20 protein-coding genes are annotated in these 23,572 nt (G+C 48.7%); 4 read left to right on the top strand and 16 right to left on the bottom strand.

All coding sequences use genetic code 11. The features are described 5' to 3' along the window. Positions 1–365: 365 nt before the first annotated feature. Genes H7F31_RS14035 through H7F31_RS14025 form a run of 3 tightly spaced genes read left to right on the top strand, consistent with a single transcriptional unit; the run spans position 366 to position 3,905 of the window. On the top strand, positions 366–1,328 hold the full coding sequence (locus tag H7F31_RS14035; protein ID WP_261800416.1) for an ABC transporter permease: 963 nt from the start codon (positions 366–368) through the stop codon (positions 1,326–1,328). 19 nt (positions 1,329–1,347) lie between these two features. Next, a complete protein-coding gene (locus tag H7F31_RS14030) occupies positions 1,348–2,238 on the top strand; it encodes a carbohydrate ABC transporter permease (RefSeq protein ID WP_087566680.1) in 891 nt (296 codons plus the stop codon). Positions 2,239–2,273: 35 nt separating this feature from the next. Continuing rightward, positions 2,274–3,905: an extracellular solute-binding protein gene (locus H7F31_RS14025; protein ID WP_187104682.1), complete on the top strand. Its 1,632-nt coding sequence runs from the start codon at positions 2,274–2,276 to the stop codon at positions 3,903–3,905. Here the strand turns inward: H7F31_RS14025 and H7F31_RS14020 are convergent. The 12 genes from H7F31_RS14020 to H7F31_RS13965 all read right to left on the bottom strand — a co-directional run bounded on the left by H7F31_RS14020 (position 3,902) and on the right by H7F31_RS13965 (position 18,969). Then, positions 3,902–6,226 (bottom strand): helix-turn-helix domain-containing protein, encoded by a 2,325-nt coding sequence (locus H7F31_RS14020; protein WP_261800511.1) that lies wholly within the window; start codon positions 6,224–6,226, stop codon positions 3,902–3,904. The two genes, H7F31_RS14025 and H7F31_RS14020, sit on opposite strands and share 4 nt — an antisense overlap. Before the next feature lie 159 nt (positions 6,227–6,385). Beyond that, positions 6,386–7,498 (bottom strand): glycosyltransferase family 2 protein, encoded by a 1,113-nt coding sequence (locus tag H7F31_RS14015; protein ID WP_187104680.1) that lies wholly within the window; start codon positions 7,496–7,498, stop codon positions 6,386–6,388. 93 nt (positions 7,499–7,591) lie between these two features. Continuing rightward, positions 7,592–9,169: a lipopolysaccharide biosynthesis protein gene (locus tag H7F31_RS14010; RefSeq protein ID WP_187104679.1), complete on the bottom strand. Its 1,578-nt coding sequence runs from the start codon at positions 9,167–9,169 to the stop codon at positions 7,592–7,594. 42 nt (positions 9,170–9,211) lie between these two features. Then, complete coding sequence (locus tag H7F31_RS14005) at positions 9,212–10,105, bottom strand: glycosyltransferase family 2 protein (RefSeq protein ID WP_187104678.1); 894 nt, start codon at positions 10,103–10,105, stop codon at positions 9,212–9,214. Further along, on the bottom strand, positions 10,074–11,168 hold the full coding sequence (locus H7F31_RS14000) for a glycoside hydrolase family 88 protein (RefSeq protein WP_315970561.1): 1,095 nt from the start codon (positions 11,166–11,168) through the stop codon (positions 10,074–10,076). The genes H7F31_RS14005 and H7F31_RS14000 overlap by 32 nt, the downstream gene beginning before the upstream one ends. A 118-nt stretch (positions 11,169–11,286) precedes the next feature. Further along, positions 11,287–12,480: a glycosyltransferase gene (locus H7F31_RS13995; protein ID WP_187104676.1), complete on the bottom strand. Its 1,194-nt coding sequence runs from the start codon at positions 12,478–12,480 to the stop codon at positions 11,287–11,289. A gap of 3 nt (positions 12,481–12,483) precedes the next feature. Then, the gene (locus H7F31_RS13990; protein WP_187104675.1) at positions 12,484–13,680 is read right to left on the bottom strand and encodes a glycosyltransferase; all 1,197 of its coding nucleotides are present in this window, start codon (positions 13,678–13,680) and stop codon (positions 12,484–12,486) included. Between the two features lie 7 nt (positions 13,681–13,687). After that, positions 13,688–14,845, bottom strand: coding sequence for a polysaccharide pyruvyl transferase family protein (locus H7F31_RS13985; protein ID WP_187104674.1), 1,158 nt, complete (start codon positions 14,843–14,845; stop codon positions 13,688–13,690). Between the two features lie 4 nt (positions 14,846–14,849). Further along, entirely contained in the window at positions 14,850–15,899 is a 1,050-nt protein-coding gene (locus tag H7F31_RS13980) for a glycosyltransferase family 2 protein (RefSeq protein ID WP_187104673.1), read from the bottom strand. A 30-nt stretch (positions 15,900–15,929) separates the two neighbouring features. Next, positions 15,930–17,129, bottom strand: coding sequence for a glycosyltransferase (locus H7F31_RS13975; protein WP_187104672.1), 1,200 nt, complete (start codon positions 17,127–17,129; stop codon positions 15,930–15,932). Further along, positions 17,126–17,776, bottom strand: a complete 651-nt coding sequence (locus tag H7F31_RS13970) for an acyltransferase (protein WP_261800415.1) — start codon at positions 17,774–17,776, stop codon at positions 17,126–17,128. The genes H7F31_RS13975 and H7F31_RS13970 overlap by 4 nt, the downstream gene beginning before the upstream one ends. Continuing rightward, positions 17,773–18,969 carry a nucleotidyltransferase domain-containing protein gene (locus tag H7F31_RS13965; RefSeq protein WP_187104671.1) on the bottom strand — a complete coding sequence of 399 codons (1,197 nt, stop codon included), beginning with the start codon at positions 18,967–18,969 and terminating at the stop codon, positions 17,773–17,775. The genes H7F31_RS13970 and H7F31_RS13965 overlap by 4 nt, the downstream gene beginning before the upstream one ends. Before the next feature lie 200 nt (positions 18,970–19,169). Here H7F31_RS13965 and H7F31_RS13960 point away from each other — a divergent pair, with 200 nt between their 5' ends. Next, complete coding sequence (locus tag H7F31_RS13960; RefSeq protein WP_187104670.1) at positions 19,170–19,829, top strand: NeuD/PglB/VioB family sugar acetyltransferase; 660 nt, start codon at positions 19,170–19,172, stop codon at positions 19,827–19,829. Between the two features lie 24 nt (positions 19,830–19,853). Here H7F31_RS13960 and H7F31_RS13955 read toward each other — a convergent pair whose 3' ends face one another. The 4 genes from H7F31_RS13955 to H7F31_RS13940 are packed head-to-tail and all read right to left on the bottom strand — an operon-like array spanning position 19,854 to position 23,553. Continuing rightward, complete coding sequence (locus H7F31_RS13955; RefSeq protein WP_187104669.1) at positions 19,854–21,053, bottom strand: DegT/DnrJ/EryC1/StrS family aminotransferase; 1,200 nt, start codon at positions 21,051–21,053, stop codon at positions 19,854–19,856. A 6-nt stretch (positions 21,054–21,059) separates the two neighbouring features. Beyond that, the gene (locus tag H7F31_RS13950) at positions 21,060–21,665 is read right to left on the bottom strand and encodes a sugar transferase (RefSeq protein ID WP_315970574.1); all 606 of its coding nucleotides are present in this window, start codon (positions 21,663–21,665) and stop codon (positions 21,060–21,062) included. A 59-nt stretch (positions 21,666–21,724) separates the two neighbouring features. Next, positions 21,725–22,462, bottom strand: a complete 738-nt coding sequence (locus tag H7F31_RS13945) for a glycosyltransferase family 32 protein (RefSeq protein ID WP_187104667.1) — start codon at positions 22,460–22,462, stop codon at positions 21,725–21,727. Positions 22,463–22,479: 17 nt separating this feature from the next. Beyond that, the gene (locus H7F31_RS13940) at positions 22,480–23,553 is read right to left on the bottom strand and encodes an EpsG family protein (RefSeq protein WP_187104666.1); all 1,074 of its coding nucleotides are present in this window, start codon (positions 23,551–23,553) and stop codon (positions 22,480–22,482) included. Positions 23,554–23,572 lie beyond the last annotated feature (19 nt).

Here is a 23,572-nt window from a genome sequence, read left to right as displayed (position 1 = left end):
TTTCATTCCATCTTAACGCCCCCCCTTTCAACTAAAGGAGTGTACATAGAGTGCAAATTCTTCGCATATAAACGATAAACGCTTACAGTCCACTCCATTGCATTCGATCTTACTTCGGTATCCGCATGTTCACAAGTTCCATTTGCATCGGATACCGTACAATATCTTAGAAAAGCGCTTTCATTTCACGAAATCTAATGAATAGTACTCCGTTTATGAGATGTACCTTGTTCGTCCGACTGATGCCATGTAAAAATTGAGATGCAACGCGAATCCCGAAACCGCTATAAAGCGCCATAAAGGAATTGCGGCCTCTAGTGCATCTAGTGCAAAGAAAAAAAACAAAACAGAAGGAGTTGAATGCATTGAATCAAGTAGCGCCTCTTACCAATTCTCCTATCAAGAGGCGGAGCCGCTGGGCATCGTCATTCAAAAAAGGGTGGGAGCGTTCAAAGTATCTTCATTTATTGGCACTGCCCGGGGTTCTGTTTTATTTGATTTTCAATTATGCACCGATGTATGCCATTCTAATCGCGTTTCAAGATTTTCAGCCTATGAAAGGGGTGTGGGGCAGCACTTGGGTTGGTTTCGATCAATTCAAGACATTTTTTCAGCATATCTATTTTTGGCGGGTCATCCGCAATACCTTGCTACTCAGTCTTCTCGAATTATTGATCGTTTTTCCTCTGCAAATCTTGTTTGCAATCCTGCTTAACGAGATACGAAAAAACTTCTATAAGCGATTCGTACAGACGGTGAGCTACTTACCGCATTTTATCTCATTGCCAGCGATTATCGGGATGCTGTTCATGTTCCTTTCCCCTCAGGACGGCCCGTTTAATATGCTGCTCACAAAAGTGTTCCAAATAGAACCGATCAACTTCATGGGGATATCGGAATGGTTCAGGCCGTTATACATCCTTTCGGAGATCTGGACGACGCTCGGATGGGGCGCAATCATCTACCTGGCCGCTTTGACGAACGTGAATCCGGATATGTATGAGTCCGCCTCGCTTGACGGGGCAAGTCGAGTAAAGATGATCTGGCACATTACTTTGCCTGCTATCCAGCCTACTGTCATGATCATGCTGCTGCTCCAGATTGGTAAAATGATGTCGCTAGGGGCGGACAAGGTGTTGCTCATGCAGTCTCCCGTCACATACGAAGTATCGGATGTGATCAGCACATTCGTGTACCGGCGCGGCCTTGAGTTCGGCGAATACAGCTTCGCTACGGCAGTTGGATTTTTTAACTCGCTTATTAATATCGCGCTGCTGCTGACCGCCAACTGGTTCGTTAAGAAAACGACAGACAACAGCTTATTCTAAACGTAAAGGGGGTGATTCAATGATCCGAGATCAATCGCTTTCGTCTAAATTGTTGGACATCGTCGTTCATGCTGTCATGATTGTGGTTCTAATCGCAACGATATACCCCGTTCTTTATGTGCTGTCCGCTTCTCTGAGCAGCCCGACGGCTTTCAACATGGGCAAAGTATCGTTGTTCCCGGTTGATTTTACATTAAAAGCATACCTTCTCATCTGGGAAGCCCAAACCGTACCTCACTCTTTTCTAAATTCCGTCATCTATACGACGCTGGGAACCGCCATCAGTATGCTGCTAACGACTTCGCTCGCTTACGCCCTTTCGCGAAAAAAGCTGACGCTGCGACGATTCTACATGGTGTTCATTCTAATCACGATGTTTTTCAACGGCGGAATGATTAGCAACTTCTTACTGGTGAAAAACTTGGGAATGTACGACACAATCTGGGCAATTGTTTTGCCAACGGCAGTATCGACGTATTATCTTATTATTATGAGGTCATACTTCCAAGCGGTTCCTGAAGAATTAAATGAATCCGCTTACTTAGACGGAGCCAACGATTTGGTTATTTTCTTCCGCATCACACTGCCTTTATCAATGGCGGCGTTGGTTACGATCGGCCTCTTCTATGCGGTAAACTATTGGAATGCTTGGTTCTCCTCGTTGCTTTACTTGAAAGATACGGATAAATATCCGTTACAAATGGTTTTGAGATCGATCATCATCCGCTCCGAGCTGCTCATGCAATCGATTAAGGCGGGCGAGGTATCGGCCAACGAGATGGCTTCTACCGATATAACGTCGATAAAATACGCCACGCTGTTCGTGTCCATCGGGCCGATGATGATCCTGTATCCATTCATTCAAAAATATTTTGTCAAAGGCGTCATGATTGGTTCGTTAAAAGGTTGAACAATCATAACTCACGAAGCCTAGGGGGAGTATACATGAAAAGAAAGTCATTTACGTTCGCGCTAACCTTGATCCTGTCTCTTTCGCTTGTCGTCGGCTGTGCCAAGAACAACGACGCACCGTCAACATCGACGTCAACATCGCCGACTGCTGAAGCTACCGCATCCAATGGCAAATACGACAAGGAACTGACTATTACCGTGTCCAGAGCGATATTGGATACCTCGAATGTCATAGATGATTTGGAAGCGAAGATGCTGAAAGAGAAATTCAACCTTGTTTTCAAGGCAGAGGACTATAGCCGCAACGACTGGCCGACTAAGACGACACTTCTGTTCTCCACTGGAGACGGTCCTGAGTTCATCCCCTACTCCCGAGATCAATGGAAATCGATCGAATGGATGTCAGCGGGGTATCTACGCCCGTTCGAAATGGACGAAATCAAGGAAAAACTGCCTAACTACCTGAAAATTTGGAGCGACGAGGAATGGGACACTGTATTCAAGTCGACGCGCTTCTCCGATGGCAAGCTGTATTTCTTACCTAACAAGCGGACGATTCCAGTACAGAACGCATGGCAATATCGCAAGGATCTATTTGACAAATATGAATTGGAGTTTCCGAAAACGCCGGATGAAATGATCGAAACCCTCACAACGATTAAAGAAAAAACGGGTCTAATTCCATTCGTATCGCCAGGGAATTCTTCGTCGCCGCTGTGGGCTGTCAGCACGTTCTTCCAAATGTTCGGATTCCCTGACCTTCTGCTAACCTGGAACTCCTACGTGGACCCTATGACCAAACAATTCTATGCCTATCCGCTTGCTGGCGATCAAAGTCGCGACCTTCTTATATTTTTAAACAAAATGTATACGAATGGCTTACTAATGAAGGATTTCGCGACAGCTACATCCGACCAGACGAACAAACTGATTGCGCAAGGCAATCACGTCATTGCACAAACGATCAACGACCCATCCTTTATGGAAGGACAGCAAAAAACTGCCGCTCCCGACGTCAAATGGGCGTGGGTCGAAAATTTCGACCATCCGACCAATGACCCGAACAAGACAATCTACAAAAAAGAATCGTATTATTCCTTCTGGGGACCGGCTATTAAGCAAGGTATAAGCCAGGAGAAAGTTGACCGTCTGCTTGATTACTTGAATTGGGCCATTTCGGATGAAGGGCAGCTCTGGTATACGTACGGCAAGGAAGGGGTTACGTACGAAATGAAGGAAGGTACCCCCACTTTCTTACCAACGATGAGCACGCCTACTCAGGCGGAGGGCAACAAACTGGCGAACTACGGCATCAATATCGGGGGAATCGGATTAGGCGGGTTTATTAGACCTTACAAAGACTTTGACCAAACCTTCAACAAAACGAAGTTGGAGATGAGCGAGGTCATCCCAACCAAGCCTAACTATTACGGACCAATCGAACCAATCCTCCAATTAAGCGACGCCGATCGCAAGAAACTGCTAGGGCTTGAAACGACACTGAACGGTGTGCGGGACGAATACTGGCTGAAATTCATTACGGATGCGCTCGACCCGTCCAATGACGCGGACTGGAAAAAATTCATGGACGCTGCGAACAAAGCCGGACTGGCGGAAGTTGTGAAGCTGCGTACGGATGCCTACAACAAGGCGAATAACAGCTAACCTTTCATTTCCTTAAAGGACGATGGAGATACTCCCATCGTCCTTTTGAACGCCCTGCGGAACGAATGCGTGCTATTATAACCTGCTTGCACCGCTATATTGTCAATGGATAATGAACCCTGCTCTATTAATCGACACGCAAGTGAAATGCGGAGATTTTCCAGATATGAACTGAATGTTTCCCCGGATTGCTCTTTGAAAAACTGAGACAAGTAGGACTCCGATAAATTAAAATGAGAAGCAATCGCGTATAAGTTAATGTTTGGATTCTGAAAGTGATCGTTAATGTAAGCCATGATTTGATCCAGAAGATGCGTATTTCTGCTTTTTTTGTTCCGCTCATTCGTGCGGCAAAGGTAATGGAATTGAAGAAAAATATCCCGCAGCACTTGCTCGTTGCCTGTGATGTATTGTCCGAAACCAGGATCATTCTCCTCGGCGAGAACATGCTGTCCGAGCTCATCCTCCAGCTTAAGCTCCGTAGCCCGCAACTCGCTGTAAAGATGCTGCTTCATGCTTATGGACAACGTTCGGTTCAAAAAGTTCTCATTGTACAGATGCTGCAAAATGTGACCGAGCTCTGTGGAGTTTCCCGCCTTAATGACATTCATTAGACGAATCTCCATTTCCGTCGGATAATAATATCCGGTCTGCTCTTGGGCCATTTGGGCATACCAAGCGATGGCAGTCTCATCACTGTCTGTTGCATGGCTGTTAGCGACAGCCAACTTCGCTTCTTGGTAAGAATAGTGTACATCCAGCAGATCTTCGTAGATGCTGCCAATGCCAATCATCGGTACGATCAAATACTGCTCTTTGATATTCCGGTTAATTTGACGGAATAAGTCTTGCAGATCGCTTTTAAAGGCTTCTTTTTCCGCAGCGTCAGATCGAACCAAGATGGCGAGCTCATTCTCATGCATGGTGTGAATGTAACCTCTGTCTTGAAGATGATCATCAATGATCCCCTCAATCAACGCCCGGAGGATGCTTAGCTCTTCCAGACTCTCTGCATTGAGCATTTCGTTATTTTTATAAATATGGAGTACAACGATGACAAAACCGTTCCCTTGCGTTTTCAGACCAGCATGAACCAGCATAGCATGCATCTGTACGCGGTCCTCAAATTCGCCCTTGAACAGGCGCTCGATGAAAACGTTTTTGAGCGTATCCGCTTGTCGCTGCAGCATTTGTTGCAGCGATTGATTATTATCGATTAACCGGGTAATGCTTGTCTGTAAATAATCGACCTCATTAGGCTTCTCAGACTGCTCGGGCTTGCCGCCCGGCTGGTCGTTAGCCCAGAACGCTCTGAGGACTGCGACAATTTCTTTCCATGGTTTAGAGTGCCGATAAGCCATCCACATGGAAATGATCGTCCCGACGATGAGTGTCCCTGCTGCGACGGACAGTGCAATGGTGCGGATGTATTTGACATTGCCCATCACTTGCTCGATCGGCAAAGACACAACGTACATCCAGTTGTTGTAAGCCGAACGCGTATAGATAAAGAGATGATCTTCTCCGCCTATTTTTGCATGCAAAAATCCGTTCTGATCAGGCGCATTACGAATTTCTGCTGGAATAGACGCGTCCGCACTTGTCGTGACAACCTCTCCTTTGTCATCCAGAATCGCGAAAGTCTGGCCGTTCGTATGATCAGTATCGTCGATTCCGACTAGTTTCAAAATATCTTTGTCCTCAACAGCGAATACAACCACGGCTTGCACCTCTTGGTTTTTGCCGATTGGAAGAGACGTCATGTAAGTGATGCCGGATTTCTCTTCGCCGTTCGTCCGTATCATCCTTGAAGGAAGAATCTCTCGAAAGTGCGGCTTACCGTACAGGAGCTCGCGCCACTCCTCGTACGACATGCCTTCGTATTGAAACTCGTCTTGATAGAATGCCTTTGATGAGTCGCTCATTTGAGCTTTGGAGAACACGAGATCGCTATTTTTTAGTACAACGAAAAAAGTATTGGAGTATGCGCTGCCTGTAAGCGCTGAAGAATGAAAGTCTTTATAATAATTCCAAATATCGAAGAGCTCCGGAGAATTGCCAAGCGGCGCTTGTAGATGATATAGCCCCATCAGACGTGAATCGAAGGATAGTTTAATAGCTGCTTCGTCCATATCGGCCCATTGATTATCGAGCACATCCCGGACTTGTTCCAATATGCTTAGCTTAGCTTCTCGGGACTGAGTCTCCACGATTTGAACCGCTTCGTAGTAGGTAAAGCTGGACAGCACGATCGGGATGATTAACATGAATAGAAAAGAAACCATGAAGCGTTTGAACACGTTGTTTTTTCGGGATTTCACATTCAAGGGAATCCGAACCACCTTATCGTTTTACAGTATTAACGTTATATTAACACACACGGAGGCGTATATGATGACTAAAAACCGCCAAACCTAAATAGAAAAGGCGTGCTCCCTATGCACGCCTGCCTTAATCGATTGATGAGGTGAAACCGGCTATTACGAAGTCACCTTTTCTTTTCTCTTGCTAAAGTTAGAAAATGGCTTGATGGAACCAACCACAGAAGCAACAAAAACCGTTCGGCTTCGCAACCAGCTTCTGATGTATTGCCTGCGTCCTTCCTTCTCTAAAAAATCATAATCGAGCCTTCGTACTGCCTCAACAAAATCAATTCTGCACAATCTGGCGGTAGGCTCATGGTTGACACAATCGATCACTTCGGGATGCCGACACATCTCCTTGATCGAAGCCAAACGTTCTTCACGGCTCAATCCGCCCTCGAACATCTTTTGCAAGTATGTTCTAAGAGTGTTCAATAACATCAGATTGCTACCGACACAATGTTGGTCTCTCTCATTAATGGCAAAATATTGTTCGATGATCGACTGTTGAATCTGATAGCCGGCAACCGCATCTTGCAGCAGCTCCGGCATGTACCGGCTCGTTAATCCGCCTGCTCTGTAATAATACAAGGGTTGGGATATTACAGCTACTGAACGTGCGCGCAAAAACATTTCCAGGTTATAGTATAAATCGTCCCCGAAAAATCGAAGTTTGTCTAAATGTATCCCTCCGCTTGCGGCAAGCTGCCTCCGGTATAACTTCCCATGCAGAAAAGCCGGGAAAGAATGTCCATGCAGAAACGAAATGACGAGTTCTGAACGGATCGTCTCCCCCCGATATAGGGTCTCAGCCTCCCGGAAATAAGAACTCTTATTCATTCGCTTAAAGAGAGCAGAACTCCCGAGCACCTTATACGTATTGCAAACGGTGATGTCCGCGTCGTGTCTGCGGGCAGTCCTCATCAGTTTCTCCAGCATCATAGGCGCCAGCCAATCGTCAGCGTCAACAAACGTTATGTATGGAGCGGACGCGCTCTCCAATCCCCTCCGCCTGGCAGCTATGCTGCCCCCCCTCGTCTGGTCGATAAGGCGGATGCGCTCATCCTTTGACGCATAACGCCGGCATATTGCAAGACTGCCGTCCGTCGATCCGTCATTGACCAAAATGACCTCTAAGGATGTCTCCGATTGCCCAAGTACGGATTCCAAACATTGGCTCAACTGACTTTCGGCGTTATAAATCGGAATTATGACGCTAATCAGACTCAATGGGCTGTCACCTCTCCAGACATCACCTATGATTCCAGTCCTCACTCAAAAACATCATAGCGTAGGTATGCGCCTTTGCAGCTTTTCAAAGCGCTAATTGCGATGATCGGCATTTGTCTGCAGTTCACGTTTCCTTCCGATTAAACCTCTTCCGGATCGAAGCAGCTTATGTAACAGCATGACTGCAACGCCGCGCAAATACCGGAACGGCTCTGTCCGATGGAACAATACGACGTACAACGAGTTTACAATGATCAAACAAGCCGCTATCTGCAACAGTAAAGCAGCTATCGTGTCTGCCGCCCATAATTGGCAGACGGTATAAGCGACGATCAATGCCAACAACCCCGCTCCCGTATAGGCAAAATACGTTAAGAAATAATGAAGCAGAGGTTTCCCAAACACCTTTTTGTATACCAGATAGGGCGTTGTCCAGAACGGCACCGCGATGGCGCTAAGCAACCCTCCTAAAAATATGCCCCCAAGTCCCAACTCGCGCACCAGCAGTAGACAAGTGCCAAGATTAATGGCTGCCTGCAGCAAAGGCGCGTAACGATCCTCGTGAAAGATGCCAGCCGTCGTCTTTACCGTCGTAATGGAATTGCGCATGCCCCTTTCATAAAATGCGGCGACAAGCACGGGCACGACTGCTCCCGACAACAAGAAGGAGTCTCCCAGCCATAGTCGAATAAATGGCCCCAGCAACAAAAACATACCGATGCCGAGCATCGAATATAACCAAAAGTTCAACAGCATGGTCGCTTTGTATACCTCGTAGATTTTGTCGGCGCTCTCCTTCGCTACCAAATTGCCGACACTATGATACATATTGCTGAATATTTGATTGACGAATGTCCGGCTTATATCGATAAGCATCTTATAGTTGGCATACAGCCCCACCGCGGCAATGCTGATGAAGGTTGAGATCAGAATACTCTCGACCCCGAATATGAAATAAGACCCGACATTTTGGATAAAGATCGCCTTCATATTGCGAAGGAAATTCCGTTTGGTCTCAGGATCCAGCGTATCGGCCTTGCCGAACTTCAGATAAGGATACTTTCGGTTCACGATAACCGTCAAAATGATGGAAGTCGCGATCGTAATGACCGTGTCGACCGCCAGATACAATAAATAATTTTCCGTATAATACAAAATGGCGATGCGGATAACCGTCGAAATAATGGACGAAATCGAGAAAACGGCCGTAACGATATAGTTCTTCTGATTGACGTTCAGATAGGAATGCTTATAGACGAACAAATACGGAACCGCCGTATTGACCAGGAAAATGAGATAAACAAGCTCGATATGCGGCACGTCGGCTCCCTTGACGATCAGGTCGAGGAACGGCAGCACCGCAAGTCCCAGCGCCGTCACAACGAGTGCGATGATACGGTACGTATTGCGGTATAGCTTCATCAAGGCCAATATCTGCAAGCGATTCTTCTCCGCGACAGGCTTATACAAGTTGAATACGATGCTGGAGCCGATTCCCGCCTCTGCAAGCGACAACATCGCCAATACGCTCGTAAACAAAGCATTAACACCTAAATAGTCTATGCCTAGACTGGTAATAAATACGGTCCGCGAGACGAAGCTGAGCACCGTTATAATGAGCTGATTGGCGAGCCCGGCCGATATATTGATCAGCGTGTTTTTGGTCCTCATAATTTCATCGCGCCGGCGAGCCTTATGTTTCCAAATGTATATTTAATTCTCATAGGAAACCCCTCTAAATAGCCATCTCTTCAATTTCGTCAAACGAATAGCGATCGTTAAGATAAATAGCGGGATCCCCAGAAATTGGGCTGCTTGATTCGTCGTATTTCTATCCTTTACCAACTCGTAGTACAGATTGTAATTAGCCAGCCTTGCCCACCAATTATAACGATAATGTTTGATTTGCAGCTTAAAGTAGTAGGCCGTTCCTTTAGGATTTTTAGAAAAAACATCTTTAGCATTGCGGGTCAATCCGTCTTCCAAATATTCCGAAATGTAAATAACATCGTTGAACCATCTTAATTTGTAGCCGTCAAAGGCCATCTTATCCCAAACGGTTGCTTCCGTCATAAAATTTTCGCCCTCTATCTCGACAAACTTATATTTTCGCAATATTTGGGTATAAAACGCTTCTGCTTTATCCCCTGTAATCCCCCGTTTTTTTCGTTCAAGCGACGTCGCATCTACGTAATCTCCTTCGAAGGAAGTTCCATGCATTTGATATGGCGTCGCCCCTCGATTCCCCGACACGCCACAGAAACGACCGTTTCCTTCCAAGCTTTCTTCCCATTTCACCATCTTCGCGATTGCATCCTCCGTTAAACAATCATCGGAATCGACAATAAAAAAAAGTTTGCCTCTGGCCAACTGCACCCCTTTATTGATTGCCCTATGTTTTCCGCCATTCTCGACCTTCAAGTAATTAATCTCAAACGAATTGTTTTCTTTTGCCCATGTCTTAAACAACGACTCCGTCTCATCCGCGGAGCCGTCGTCAATGACAAGCCACTCAAAGTCTTTACAAGTTTGATCGCACAGAGATTGATATAATTTCCCAATGATATAGCCACGGTTATACGTTGGCGTAAACACTGTTATCTTCATAAATAATCTCCTTTAGTCCCTCATCCTTAACGAATTTAGACAATCGAATCGCAAAACCTTGCGTAAATGGCATGATTCCGAACAAGGTAGAATAGTGGCCAATATCTTTGGTATCTCCTTGCGAGAATTCGATAGCGCCATCCCTTCTAGTCACGCTCTTTAGATAAGTAATGCCTTTAGATACGCTGGCGCCGCATGAAACAAACAATTCCGGAATGGCGGCGGCTTTGATCAAAAACCAGCAAAGCATTGCAGTTGCAGAAGAATCCGGTCGGCTTTCGCATCTGGTAACCGTCCAATTCCAGTTTCCGTTCGGCTGTTGGCAAGCCATGATCGAGCGGGCATAATCGACCACATATTGCTGCAATTTGAGCTTGTATGTATGGTTTTGCGGCAACAACTCCCAGCTGTCGATTAATCCTATCGCAAACCAGCCCATCCCTCTTCCCCAGCCATATATGCCAAGCGGATCAAAAGTTCGGACATCGTATGCGTGACAGGGAATCCATTTATTTGCTTGCATGCCGTATTGAATGTATGCACTTATCTGCTTAATTGCTAGATCAATTGCATTCGGTTTATTAAATGTCAATCCATACGAAATTAAGAAGGGACAAATAAAACCTATCGTGTCGACGTAGCGGTAATCCGCCATCCTTTTTCGATATTGAACAGTACCGTCCGAGCCAATATGGTCTTGAATAAGATCATACATATCATCCAGCGCGGGTCGATAACTCGTTATTTCGATTGACGATGTTCGAAATAACGAATATGCAACGATAGCGGAATCGACATGTACCGGCTTAGTTCTCCACCTGCCATCCGAATGGAAGCACGAGTTCAAGAAGCGGTGTATTCCTGTACGTTCTGCATCATCCGGCTCGCCTTCCGCCAATCCTAGCAATAGCGCGGCATGCTGCCAGTCCTGTAGTGTAGGATTGGAGTACTGTCCCTTTAGACGATCGAGCACGGTAATGCGGGTCTGATCGGTTATTTTCATAACCGGCGTGTGATGGAGCCAAGTTAACCCCTTTCGTCGAATTAAACGGCTCCACGCCAATGTATCTTGTTGCCTCCCAATATAAATTCTGCTCAACCATTGCCTGAACAAGGGAACTACATCCAAAAGGAAAATAACTGTACCGACCAGAATAACTATGCCAAGCACAATACAAACGCTAATTAACAAGCTCATACAACTTATGCACCTCCGATTCCGTACCCAGATTTTCGGCTGACAAACAGCGAATGACACGGCTCCTTAAAAGTTCATCTCCGATAAATCTTTCAATACCATCCGCTATCGCCTCCGGGTTCATCTCCACAATAAGGCCGTTCACTTCATGATTAATCTGATCATTAACTGTACTGAAGTTAGTTACGACTATCGGTTTATTTAATATTTTCGCTTCATCGATAGCAATGGATTTGCCTTCGAAACGCGAAGGCTGCACAACGATCTGAGCCTTTCTCAGATACGGATAAGGGTTCTCTACCACCCCGAGCAATTTGAAATGCGATTGCAATCCATAACGATCGATAAGCGTCTGATTTTCTTCAAACTCCTTTTCGGTTCCATAACCAAACACTTCCCAATCCATTACATAACCACGATCCACCAATTGTTTGCATGCTTTGATGGCTAGATCGATTCCTTTTACATAACTTAATCTGGAAACCGTTACGATGCGCACAACGTGTTGCGCAGAACTAAAACCTATTTCCTCCATAGACATATTTTTAATGATGGCAGGAGAAATAATATTAGAGATGATCTTGAATTTTGCAGTAAAAGGGACAAATTCATTTCTTAACGATTGCATACACTCCTGGGACACCGTAACAACATAATCAAGCTTGTCAAAATAAGGTCCGTCTATTTTCGCATCCATCTTCAGACTAGAATAGTTGGTATGGACCCACCCCAGTTTTCGTTTGGCCTTCACCCGATCTATCACGTAATAAATGGGGCTTTTCTCCAAAAACCCAATGGCAGCGTCATATTCGTTTTCCAACCGGCGAAACGTTCGAACAATATGTCTCCACGCCAACTGCTCTCGCCGCGCTTCGTTTTTTTCTGTATGCATGACAAAGTTTAAATACAATCGAACTAATAAATTTTTAAGGTCCCCCCTTTTCATACAATTGACAACGACTGTTTTTAAAGACATATCGAAATATTGATAATTGTGGGGGGATGGGAGTACATTTACTTCTTTCGGAATTTGTTTCAGAAAAATGCCCACAGGCTTAAATAATAGCAAGTCAACTTCATATTGCTGGTAGTCGATGACCTGCAGCAAGGAAACTAACGCTTTCTCCGCTCCGCCGCACTGAAGGTGATTCATGACGAATAGCAGCTTCTTTTTCATGGATTAACCCCCTACCAGCTTATAAAGCTTATCTATCTCCTCTTCCGTCCCCAACGTCTCATTGGACAATCGAAAACAGAGCTCGTTTACTTTATCGCGGTTACCGATTAGGTCGCCAATGGCCGATGCCAGATCAATCGCATTCATTGGCGCAATTGTTCCGTTAATACCGTTCTGAATTTGATCTCTCGCAGTGCTGAAATTCGTAATAACGATCGGTTTGCACAAAATTTTCGCCTCATCTACTGCAACCGACTTCCCTTCGAATCTAGAGGGCTGAACATAAATGTCGCATTGCTCGATATACGGGTATGGGTTATCCTTTAGTCCAAGCAATATCATTTGACCTTCTACGTTGTGTTTGCGGATCGTTTTCCTTAACTGTTCCCTTTCTTCCCCTTCGCCGATAATAAACCAGCGTACAGCTTTGCCGTAAGCAATTAATCTGGCACATGCTTCAACGGCAATATCGAAACCCTTCTGAGGGTGAAGCCTGCCAATTGAAAGTAGAATACATTCGCCATCTTTCCGGTTATAGAGATCATTGTTCGTTATCCGGCTTAATTTTTTAATGAGTTTTGGAGATACGATATTGTGTATGGTGCTGATCTTATGAACTTGCTCAGGAAACCTTTTTTTCAGCACCTGCTCACATTCCTTGGATACTGTTATGATTTCGTCCAGCCGATCGAAATATTTCCTGTCAAAACCAACATCCATCCCAAGCTTGTCATAATCGTTATGAATCCAACCGATTTTTTTGGTAGCGTCGACTTTATCGATACAATAATAAATGGAAGTTTTCTCAAGAAAACCGATGGCCGCATCGTATTTGGTCTGCAGTTTATCCATGGACATGGATAGATATTGCCAGGCAGACTGTTCGGTAACAGCCGAACCCTTTCTGTACTGATTTCGAAGAGAAAATAAGATACGATTAAATAAAAGCCTGAACTTGGAAGCGCCGAACAGCATCTTTAGCGAAACGATGAACGGTTGAGTAAAAGCCAAATAATCGTCCCGATGCTTGATCACATTTACTTCCTCCGGCAATGCTTTCATAAAAATCCCATCGTGTTTAAATAAAAATAAGTCCACATCATATTTTTCGTAATCAATCTGTGAAAGCAACGTCACCAAACTTCTTTCCCCTCCGCCCGCTCCAAGACCAGGCATTATAAATAACAGCTTCTTTTTCATATACACCTCACGCTAAAGCCGATAAATAATAAACAGCTTTAGAAGACATCGCTTGAATTTTTGGAATGGCGTTATGCAGCTGCCTTCTGATTACTGTTTCCTCAGAAACCATTTCCCTGAACGATGTTATTAATCTGTTGGAATCCGATATATCTTGAATGCCCAGTACCAATTTTTCTTCTCCAAATAAATCTTTGGCAATTCCCTTAGACTTCACGCTATACCCAAGCACCATCGTTGGCACGCAATTGGAATATGCGGCTATCGTGGCATGGGTTCTCGCCCCGATAAAGAAGCGCATCCGAGCTATATATCCTTTATATTGAATCGCATTCAAATGATCTGGTAGAAGCAGTACCCTACCCGAATCTTTGTAATGCTCATAAAATTGTTGGAGCACGGCGTAGTCATTGTTGCTCTCCTGAATGACATGCGGCGTTAAGGCGATAGTCATATCTGTCGTATCCAGAATATGTTGAATAAGGTCGTTCACAGCTTGCCGCGAATGTTGATTCCTCTTCCAAACCAGAGGGCTAAAATTGATTCCGATCGTATTCCCGTCCTGCCATCCGCTCGGCAGCTCAAGCTCTTCCTTTTCCATCGTAAAAGCCGGGTCCGCGCACTGTTTGACATTGCCCAGACCTTTTCCAGTCAACATATTGTAGGTTAACGATTCTCTGGCCAATATCAGATCGAATCTTTTCAAATCTTCCAATTTGGCAGACGACATGTCTTCCTCGCCGATGGAGCAGCCCCACAGCACAAGCTTTTTCCCTTCTTTTTTGACCCTTCGATTTACCTCGTACCAACCTGGCTGCTCGCCATAACAATAGTTGTCTCCGCCTATCGACAAACAAACGTCCATTTGCGGAATATGTTTAATAATGTTGTTATGGATCAGTCCCTGCGCAAAGGACTCATCCCGAAAAATTTTATAATGAATAGAAGAGACGAACCAATCGTAGGAATATTTCGTAAGCGGACGAGATGAGCCGTCATATACCCCATCAAGCCTGGGGATAATTTGATCGGTTGAAGGATTGTCGGACACCAAATAAATTTCAGATCCGCTAATCGATTGTTTAATAATAGAAGCTGAGGAACGGACAATGGCCTCGCAGCCTCGATTCATGGATCCTCCATGTGCAAACATCATTATTTTCATATGTTTATCCCCCCATCGTCTTTTGATTTCGTAATCTGCTGTACGCAGTTACGCCGTATAGACCTAGTGCCGATTTCAAACTTATTAGCAACAAAAAAACATGTTCGTACCTGCCAGTATTTAAACGGGCAGCGGGTGGATAATTAGCTAGAGCTTGCCGAAAGACGGAGTGATGAATCATCTTTCGGACGTAAGCAATCTTTTGATAAAAGCGAACCTGGTTAGATGGTCCATAATAGAGATGGATCAAGGAGATACACGAACGAATAAACTTTTTGGCTCGAAGTGATTGGATATCCACATGATGTAAGGCTGTTTTAAAATCGTCAGGAAGCGGCTCGGCGTAAGCTTGAAGGGCGCGGTCAAAATAATGCTCTTGTTCCTTATTTTTTCGAGTTGCGCTACCTGCCGTTTCTCTGTAGTAATACCCCGCATATTCTACATAACAAGCCTTATCGATAGCGCAAAGAGCCCTCATGTTAAACAAACCGTCTTCGCCCAAAGCAATTCCAGTTGGAAAAGCGATTTGGCATGCGCGGATAACTTCATTGCGGTAAATTTTATTGCAAACCGAATTAAGACGATCCGATTCCAAAAAAACGGGAAGGATCTCTTTACATATGTAACCTTTCTCCAGAAGCTTGCCCACAGGGAAGTTAGAGCGTTCCAGGAGGACTCGCCCATCCATTTCTCCCAAATAATCGGAAAAGACTACATCGCACTCGAAACGCCTAGCGGCTAAATATAACGTTTCGTACATATCCGCCTTCACCCAATCATCCGCGTCCACGAACCCGATGTATTCGCCTCTCGCCGCCGCCAAACCGGTATTCCGGGCCGCGCTGACGCCGGCGTTATCTTGATTGATAAGCCGAATACGGCTGTCTTCGCGATGCAACCGTTCGATAATTCCCTGGCTGCCGTCGCGCGAGCCGTCATTGACGAAGATGAACTCGCATTCCCGCAGCGTCTGCGATATCAACGATTGCACGCATTCCGCCAAATATTTCTCCGCATTATAAACAGGGATGATGACGCTCACCTTGATAGCCAATCCTTCACTTCCTTTCCGTCGATGCCGCACCTAGATGATCATCTCGTACAGCTTCTCGAGCTCTTCGCGATTCCGATAATCCTGCTGCTCCAGGCAACGCGTCAACGCCGCGCGTTTCTCTTGATCCGCGTACAGCTCCGCGATCGCATCCGCCAATCCCTCGGCGTTGCATTCGCAGATCCATCCCGTCTTGCCGTCGATAACCTGGCTTGATGCGGTAGGATAATTCGTAATGAGGACCGGCTTGTGCAAAATTTGCGCCTCCGTCACCGTAACGGCTTTCCCTTCGTATCGCGACGGTTGCACGTACAGATCGCAAGCCTTCATAAACGGATATGGATTGAGTTGTTTCCCCAGCAGCTCGAAGCTGCCTTCCAATCCGCATTCGGCGATTAGCTCCCGAAGCTCCGGTTCGGATCCGCCGTAACCGACGACGCCCCACGAAATATCGGTGAAACCCCGCTCATGAAGCAGCTTGAGCGCCCGGATCGCCATGTCGAACCCTTTGACGTAAGAGAGACGCCCGACAGAAACGATGGCGAAACCGTCACCCCGCAATTCGTTGGAGTCAGCTTGCCGCTCCGCCATCTCTCGGATGAAATCCGGGGATGTAATATTTTCGATCAGCTTAATCTTCTCTCGCAGACGAGGATAGCTGAGCAGAAACGATTCGGTGCAAGCCTCCGAGATCGAGATAATGTCGTCGAAACGGCTCCAGACGGCTTCGTCCATGTCACGATCCATATCAAGCTGGCTGAAGTCGGTATGAATCCAGGCGACCTTGCTTCTCGCGCGTACCCTCGTCGCAACGTAGTCGTGAGGCCAGGCGTAGCTGACGGCGAGATCGTACTCCTGCTCCAGTCCTCTGTGTACGGCGGCAAACCATCTGGAATCGTATTGCATCTGTATGTATCCGGGTCCTTCGGCGGGGCGCAGCCTTCGCGCGCGCACATTGGCTGCGACTTTGGCGGCGCCGCGGACGAAGGCGGCCTTAATCAGCCGCTGTCGCAGACATTCGCGGAGCGGCTTGCGAATCGCCGCATAGCTCAGCGATTCTGGCAGCACGTTCACCTGGCCCGGAATCATCCCCATAAATTCGCCGGTGTGGCAGAAGATCAGAAGATCCACCTCGTAGCTGTCGTAATCGAACGACTCCAGCATATTGATCAAACTCCGCTCGATGCCTCCGATCTCCATCGCATACATGGTGAACAGGATTCGTTTTTTCATATCGCTTCCGCTCCTTTCGCGGGAGCGCGAACGGCTTCTTCTACGGATGCGCGCGAGATGGCGGAAAAATGTTTTTCCCGCTTGTTCATAAACAACGTATCGGACGGCACATATCCTTTTACGATGCTTCCCGCGGCGATGACGGCGTTATTCCCGATCACGGTATCGCGAAGGATGATACTTCCCGCGCCAATCCAAACGTTGCTGCCGATGACTACCTCGCCTTTAAGCAGATGCCCCTCCGCATCCCCTCGGAAGTTATGGTCGTGATCGTTGATGCACACGTTCGGAGCGATCTTAGTATATTCGCCGATCGAGACGCGCAAGGCGCAATTAATTGTGCAATTATCATTAATAAACACATGGTCGCCAAGCGTGAGCTGCCCTTCGTCGTCGAGACGAATGCTGATGTTCTTTCTCATAAAAACGAATCGGCCAACGCGGCATCGTGCTCGTTTGTTAAAGATTTCGATCGTGCTCCCGCCTTGCATCGCAAACACCGAAGCGTGGATGCTGCGCCCATACAAGAGCCAGTAGCGGAATGCCCGGGCAAAGGCTAACAGCTGCGACACGTTCATCAGAATTGCCGGCAGCAGTCCTCGGCTGCGGAATTGGGTCCCCCATGCAGCAATCGCCTTTCCTATCATGATGGTTTTTTCTCCTTTCTTCCCTTCGCCTTCCTCCACAACCACAAAAACGGACGCAGACCGAAATATAGGAAGTGAAGCTTCTGCGGCAACGGCAAAGTTTCCGTGTCCTCGTAAAAGGGATGCATAACGCTTAGCACATACAGGCATTTCTGACGCATGGTCAGCAGTCCGAACAAATATTGTTTATGATAACGCTCGACCTCCTTGGGTACGGGCGGCGTATGCAGATTAACGGTTCGACGCATATAAAACATCGTGTCCTCGGCCAACCATCCCGCCTTGCGGGACGTCAGAAGCGGCTTCATCTCCTCGCGAAGCGGCGCAGCGAGCAGCTTCGCAGCAAGAAACAGCGCCTGCCCTCCGATATGGAGCATCTGATGCTTGCGCAGATGGGATGTCAGCCTGGGCCAGTCGATCCGCTGATTCATCAGCTGCTTGACATCCAGCAGCCAGCGAAGCCTTGACCAGCCATGACGGGCTCCGTGGGAGACGAGAAACAAAAACAGATCCTCCCTGCCGAGATAGTAGATCGGTCTGCTTATAAGCGAGCTCTGACGTTTCCTGCTCCACAGCTCTTCGAAGCCGGGCTCTTTGGACGGAGAGGGGTTAAGCCGCCAGTGCACCTCTACCTTGATCCCCTTTCTGGGATGCAGAAAGGTGATATGGTGGTGTCTCCACTTCCAGTCGTTCAGCACGCTTGTAATGTAGTCATCCTTCTCGTAGCCCAGCGACACGAGAAGCTCCTCAGCTGCCTGGAGGTTTTCCAGCGGCACCAGCACGTCAAGATCACAGGACGTTCGCAGCGAAACATCGCCGTACAAGTCGGCCGCGATTACAGGCCCCTTTAGAAACAAAGCGCGAATGCCGCGATTCTCGAACAACGAGGAAAGCCGCTCCATCTCGCCGCTCAGCGCGAGCATCGTAATCGTATTCCGGTAGTAGTCCCGCTGGAACATGCTGATAACGAAGGCGGGCACGTTGATCGGCCGATGCTCCTGCAGCTTCCTGTTCATCGTCGGGAACACGCGGTGATGCCGCGCCAGCTCGATGAAGGTATGCCAATTCGCGTCTTTCATTAATTCCCAGAGCTCGAAGCTCATCTCCGTGCCTTCCTCCATCTCAAGGAAGGCAAGCAGCAGTCGTAGTTCTTGTGACAAATCTTCGGTATTGAGCGCGGCTTCCATTTTCATGACGGTCTCCTTCATTCGCAAATAACGAACAAAAAATAATTTTTGTTCTATAAAACGAACACATTTACAGATTATCACCCGACCGTTGTTCTGTCAATTGCGCCGCCCATAATTCTACAAAATTCCGGATCATCCGGAGCAAGGGTATGCTAGAATTAGTGCATAATCATAGAAAACGTATAAGCGAAGGGGATGACGGAATGTCGAATGGAATCATTGTGTTCGGGGCAGGCGGACATGCCAAAGCCGTGATCGATACGATAGAGCGGCAAGGCGCGCACGAAATCATCGGATTGTTGGACGGAGGCAAGCCAGTCGGAGAGCAGGTGTACGGATATAGCATATTAGGGGATGAGACGTGGCTTGCAGACCGGAATAACCAAGCTGGGGGAGCCATCGCGGCGATCGGCGACAACTGGACTCGCGGGCTTGTCGTTCGAGGCATCTCCCGCATTAGGCCGGAGCTGCCTTTCGTGACCGCCGTTCATCCCGCGGCTTCCGTCGCAAGAGGAGCCCGCATCGGGGCGGGCTCCGTCGTGATGGCAGGCTCCGTCGTCGGAAGCGACGCCGAGATTGGGGAGCATGCCGTCTTGTATGCCGGCAGCTGCATCGAACACGATTCCCGCATCGGCTCATTCGTCAGCCTCGCGCCGAAGGCCGCCACTGGAGGGAATGCGGCCATCGGCGACTATACGGCAGTCGCTATCGGCGCGTCTATTATTCATGGCGTCGCGGTAGGCGAGCATTGCGTGATCGGCGCAGGCTCAACCGTCGTTCGCAACATCGCGTCCCATACCGTCGCCTATGGCACGCCCGCCCGTGCCGTTCGCTCCCGCACGAGCGGCGAACGATATTTGTAAATGGATAGCAGGCGCCTTAACCGGCTAGCTCGCCGCTTCGGTCGACGCGGAACGCAGCCCTCTCGCCGCGTCCTCGATAACGGCAATGACCCGGTCCTGTTCCTCCGGGCTCATATTGGAGCCCGAAGGGAGACAGATCCCCGTGCGGAAGAGCTCTTCGCATACGGAGCTTCCCTGCTCGTAATGTCCATAAAAGGTTGTTCCCCAGAAGAGCGGCTGCAGGTGCAGCGGCTTCCATAATGGCCTGGCCTCGATATTGGCTTCCCCGAGAGCGTCCAGCAAACCCGCGATAATCGCCTCCGCGCCGGGATGCTTAATAGTCAGCGCCGTCAGCCAGCGATTGCCGCAAGTGCCCTCCGGCTCCGGCATAAACGCGATAGCCTCGTATTTTCCCAGCGCTTCCTCGTATCTGCGGTATACCTCTCTCCTAGCCTGAACGCGTTGATCCAGCACTTCCAGCTGCGCCCTGCCGATCCCGGCCAACACGTTGCTCATCCGATAGTTATAGCCCATTACGCTGTGCTGGTAATGCACGGCCGCGTCTCTGGCCTGCGTCGCGAGAAATTTGGCTCGTTCCAGCGCGTCCGTATGATCGGATACCAACATCCCTCCGCCGGAAGTGGTAATAATTTTATTGCCGTTGAAGGAATAGATGCCGAAATGGCCTAATGTACCGCTCTGGCGTCCCCGGTAGGTAGAGCCAAGCGATTCCGCCGCATCCTCGACGACAGGGACGCCGTACCTGTCGCAAATCTCCATGATTCGCTCCATATTCGCCATTCCCCCGTACAGATGAACGACGATGACCGCTTTGGGGAGCCGGCCTGCCGCGGATGTTTGCCGAAGCGCGCGCTCCAGCGCGACCGGCGACATATTCCAGGTGTCGGGCTCCGAATCGACGAACAACGGCTTCGCGCCGAGGTAAACAATCGGATTTGCCGTCGCGATAAATGTGAAGCTGGGACATATGACCTGATCGCCTTCGCCGACGCCCAGCAATAGTAGCGCCAGATGGATGGCGGCCGTGCCCGAGCTAACCGCCGTTGCGCCGCGGGAGCCTACATACGATGCAAGCTCCTGCTCGAATGCGTTAATGTGGGGACCAAGCGGGGCGATCCAATTGCTCCGGAACGCCTCGTCGATATAAGCCTGTTCCTTGCCGCTCATATGGGGAGAGGACAGATAGATGCGGCTTCCTGCTCCGCTTTGTTGCTGCTGGCTCATCCGATATCATCCTTTCTGGTTATGGCCTTGTCCTTCGAACACCGGCATCGTCGCATGGCTGCCGTTGCTGATTCCGTCGGAGCGGATTACCCGCTTCACCGTCAGCAACAGAATTCGCATATCCAGCCAAAAGCTACGATTCTCGACATACCATACATCCTTGTCGAAACGCTCCTCCCACGATACGGCGTTGCGTCCGTTTACCTGCGCCCACCCCGTAATCCCCGGCCGCACCAGATGGCGCTTCGCCTGCTCCTCCGTATACAGCGGCAGGTAATCCATAAGCAGCGGTCTCGGCCCTACAAGGCTCAGCTCTCCTCTCACGACGTTAAGCAACTGTGGCAGCTCGTCGAGACTCAACTTGCGAAGCAGCAGGCCGAATGGCGTCAGCCGGAGATGATCCGACAGCAGCTGTCCTTCCCCGTCCCGTTCGTCCGTCATCGTACGGAATTTATACAGCAGGAAGGGGCGACCATGGAGGCCCGGACGCTCCTGCTTGAACAAAACCGGGGAACCTAGCTTCGAACGGACAAGCAAGGCGATAACTGCCATGGGCAGCAGCGCGGCTGCCAACAGAAGACTTCCGGCAATTAAGTCGAACATTCTTTTGATCATCGTATAGCCCCTCTTCTCTATCCTTTATCTCTTTGTGTTGCCGGGCAGCCGCGTCTTCAGGTCAGAAGCTTGCGTACCCTGGCAATAGCCTTGGGACCAACGATCCGGCTGATCATTCGTTTGGCGCCGCTTTTTATCCGCACATGGGCGGGCAGCCAGGATTGCGCGAAGTGATGGATCGTATAGCTCTCTTCCGTCAGATAACTGCCGCCGTTAATATAGTCGTAAGGGCTGAAATATTGGCGCGGATAGAAAACTACGCCTCCGGGGAGCGTCTGATACTGGCCGTTCAGCGCCAGGCCCTCCTCCGTGCATAGTCTCGATATGACGGCGGTGTTGGTAAGCATGTCGTACGTGCCGTCCGGCAGCAGGAACACTCTCCGCTCATAGTCCGACAACAGCTTGCCGATCCACGGATGTCCCGGTCTCGCTCCCATCGTTCCGGATTGCAGGAAGCTCTCGTCCTCGAAGCCGGAAAACGCTTCATGCGTCAGCAGCGGATCCAGCGGCTTCACTACTTCGACATCGGTATCCAGATAGATGCCGCCGACATGATATAACGCATGCAGCCGGACGTAATCGCTCACGAACGCATATTTGCGGGCTTCGTACGCTTCTTTTGCATACTTGGACCGATTCAGATCGAAGTTGTCTTCGTTCCACTCCATAAACGTGTAGCCGCTGCCGAGCCGTTTCTTCCAGCTGTTCATGCAGGTCCGAATCTTCCTCGGCTTTTCGCCGCGGCCGAACCAGCAATAGTGGATGATTCGGGGAATTTGTTCCCGTGTCTCCATCATGTCCCTCCTTCGAATTAAAATGGCCACCGGATATAGTCGCTGGCGTACCGAATATCCAGTACGATGACGTTCTCGTAGAAGAAGTATAGAAAGTAGAAGCCGATAAAAGCGATGTACATGAGCCGCTGATCCTTCTCGCGGAACAGCTTGATGACCCAACCGAGCAGGATGAGCTGATAAAGCGAAAAGTAGATGCCAAGCCGGGCGAAAATCCAGTTTTGCGTCGAAATAATCATAATAACCGCGCCTACCAGCGATAAATTGACGATCACGTCGCCCCCGGGGAACAGACGCCGCAGCTTATCCTTGCCCAGAAACGCAATAACCAGAGGAATGACGAAGACGATGACTCGCAGCACGTTGGCGCCGCCCTCCTGGAAGCTCCGGTACCCCGAGTATTGCGTGTTCTCGATAATGGAGAACAAGGCGCTGGAAAAGTAGTTGTAGCCGACCACGATCAGAATGCCCAAGGAAAGCAGCAGCATGGTCGTCAGCGTCCAAGCCCGGCGTCTGACCAGGAAGTAGATGGGCAGCATAATAAGCGCGCTCTGGTGGAAAAAGGAAGCGAAAATGACGATGGCAAAATAAATTTTCCATTTCCCCTCCAGCAGCGCCCTAGTCGCGGTGAATACGATGGCGGCGGCCAGAAATTGGCGAATGCCGTTCATGGATACGATAAACGATCCCGTCGTAATGTAGGCGTACAAGCTCAGCTCGATCATCCGGGAATATTGGCAGAACACGATGATAATCAGCGCGTTCGTAACGAGCGCCGTCAGCATAATCATGAGCTGCGGATCCTCCGTGTATTGCTTCAGCAGCATCTGGAACAAGTTGAAGCCGATATCGTCCTTCTGGAGGACGCTGCTCCAGGAGAAATCCTCCACCCTGTAGCTATGCATGTACAGATACGTATCCCCGATATTATTCCGAAGTCCCGACACCAGAATAAGGCAAGCCGCGCCAAGCGCCATGTAAAACCGATTAGGGCGAATGCCGAGCGGACCGTCCGCCGTCGATGCGGCAAAGTATCGCGCCATGAAGGCGTTAAAAAATACAGCGAGCAGCGCGAACCATATCATCTCCATCCCTCTCCAGCACCCTCCC

Source organism: Paenibacillus sp. PAMC21692, assembly GCF_014303795.1.
Lineage (GTDB): Bacteria > Bacillota > Bacilli > Paenibacillales > Paenibacillaceae > Pristimantibacillus > Pristimantibacillus agaridevorans.
This window is presented reverse-complemented; position numbering and strand designations above follow the sequence as displayed.

Bases quoted from the DNA above. Each gene is read 5' to 3' on its own strand.
- H7F31_RS14030 (WP_087566680.1), top strand. From the start codon at position 1,348: ATGATCCGAGATCAATCGCTTTCGTCTAAATTGTTGGACATCGTCGTT.
- H7F31_RS14025 (WP_187104682.1), top strand. From the start codon at position 2,274: ATGAAAAGAAAGTCATTTACGTTCGCGCTAACCTTGATCCTGTCTCTT.
- H7F31_RS14010 (WP_187104679.1), bottom strand. From the start codon at position 9,169: ATGAGGACCAAAAACACGCTGATCAATATATCGGCCGGGCTCGCCAAT.
- H7F31_RS14005 (WP_187104678.1), bottom strand. From the start codon at position 10,105: ATGAAGATAACAGTGTTTACGCCAACGTATAACCGTGGCTATATCATT.
- H7F31_RS13995 (WP_187104676.1), bottom strand. From the start codon at position 12,480: ATGAAAAAGAAGCTGCTATTCGTCATGAATCACCTTCAGTGCGGCGGA.
- H7F31_RS13990 (WP_187104675.1), bottom strand. From the start codon at position 13,680: ATGAAAAAGAAGCTGTTATTTATAATGCCTGGTCTTGGAGCGGGCGGA.
- H7F31_RS13985 (WP_187104674.1), bottom strand. From the start codon at position 14,845: ATGAAAATAATGATGTTTGCACATGGAGGATCCATGAATCGAGGCTGC.
- H7F31_RS13975 (WP_187104672.1), bottom strand. From the start codon at position 17,129: ATGAAAAAACGAATCCTGTTCACCATGTATGCGATGGAGATCGGAGGC.
- H7F31_RS13970 (WP_261800415.1), bottom strand. From the start codon at position 17,776: ATGATAGGAAAGGCGATTGCTGCATGGGGGACCCAATTCCGCAGCCGA.
- H7F31_RS13965 (WP_187104671.1), bottom strand. From the start codon at position 18,969: ATGAAAATGGAAGCCGCGCTCAATACCGAAGATTTGTCACAAGAACTA.
- H7F31_RS13960 (WP_187104670.1), top strand. From the start codon at position 19,170: ATGTCGAATGGAATCATTGTGTTCGGGGCAGGCGGACATGCCAAAGCC.
- H7F31_RS13955 (WP_187104669.1), bottom strand. From the start codon at position 21,053: ATGAGCCAGCAGCAACAAAGCGGAGCAGGAAGCCGCATCTATCTGTCC.
- H7F31_RS13945 (WP_187104667.1), bottom strand. From the start codon at position 22,462: ATGGAGACACGGGAACAAATTCCCCGAATCATCCACTATTGCTGGTTC.
- H7F31_RS13940 (WP_187104666.1), bottom strand. From the start codon at position 23,553: ATGGAGATGATATGGTTCGCGCTGCTCGCTGTATTTTTTAACGCCTTC.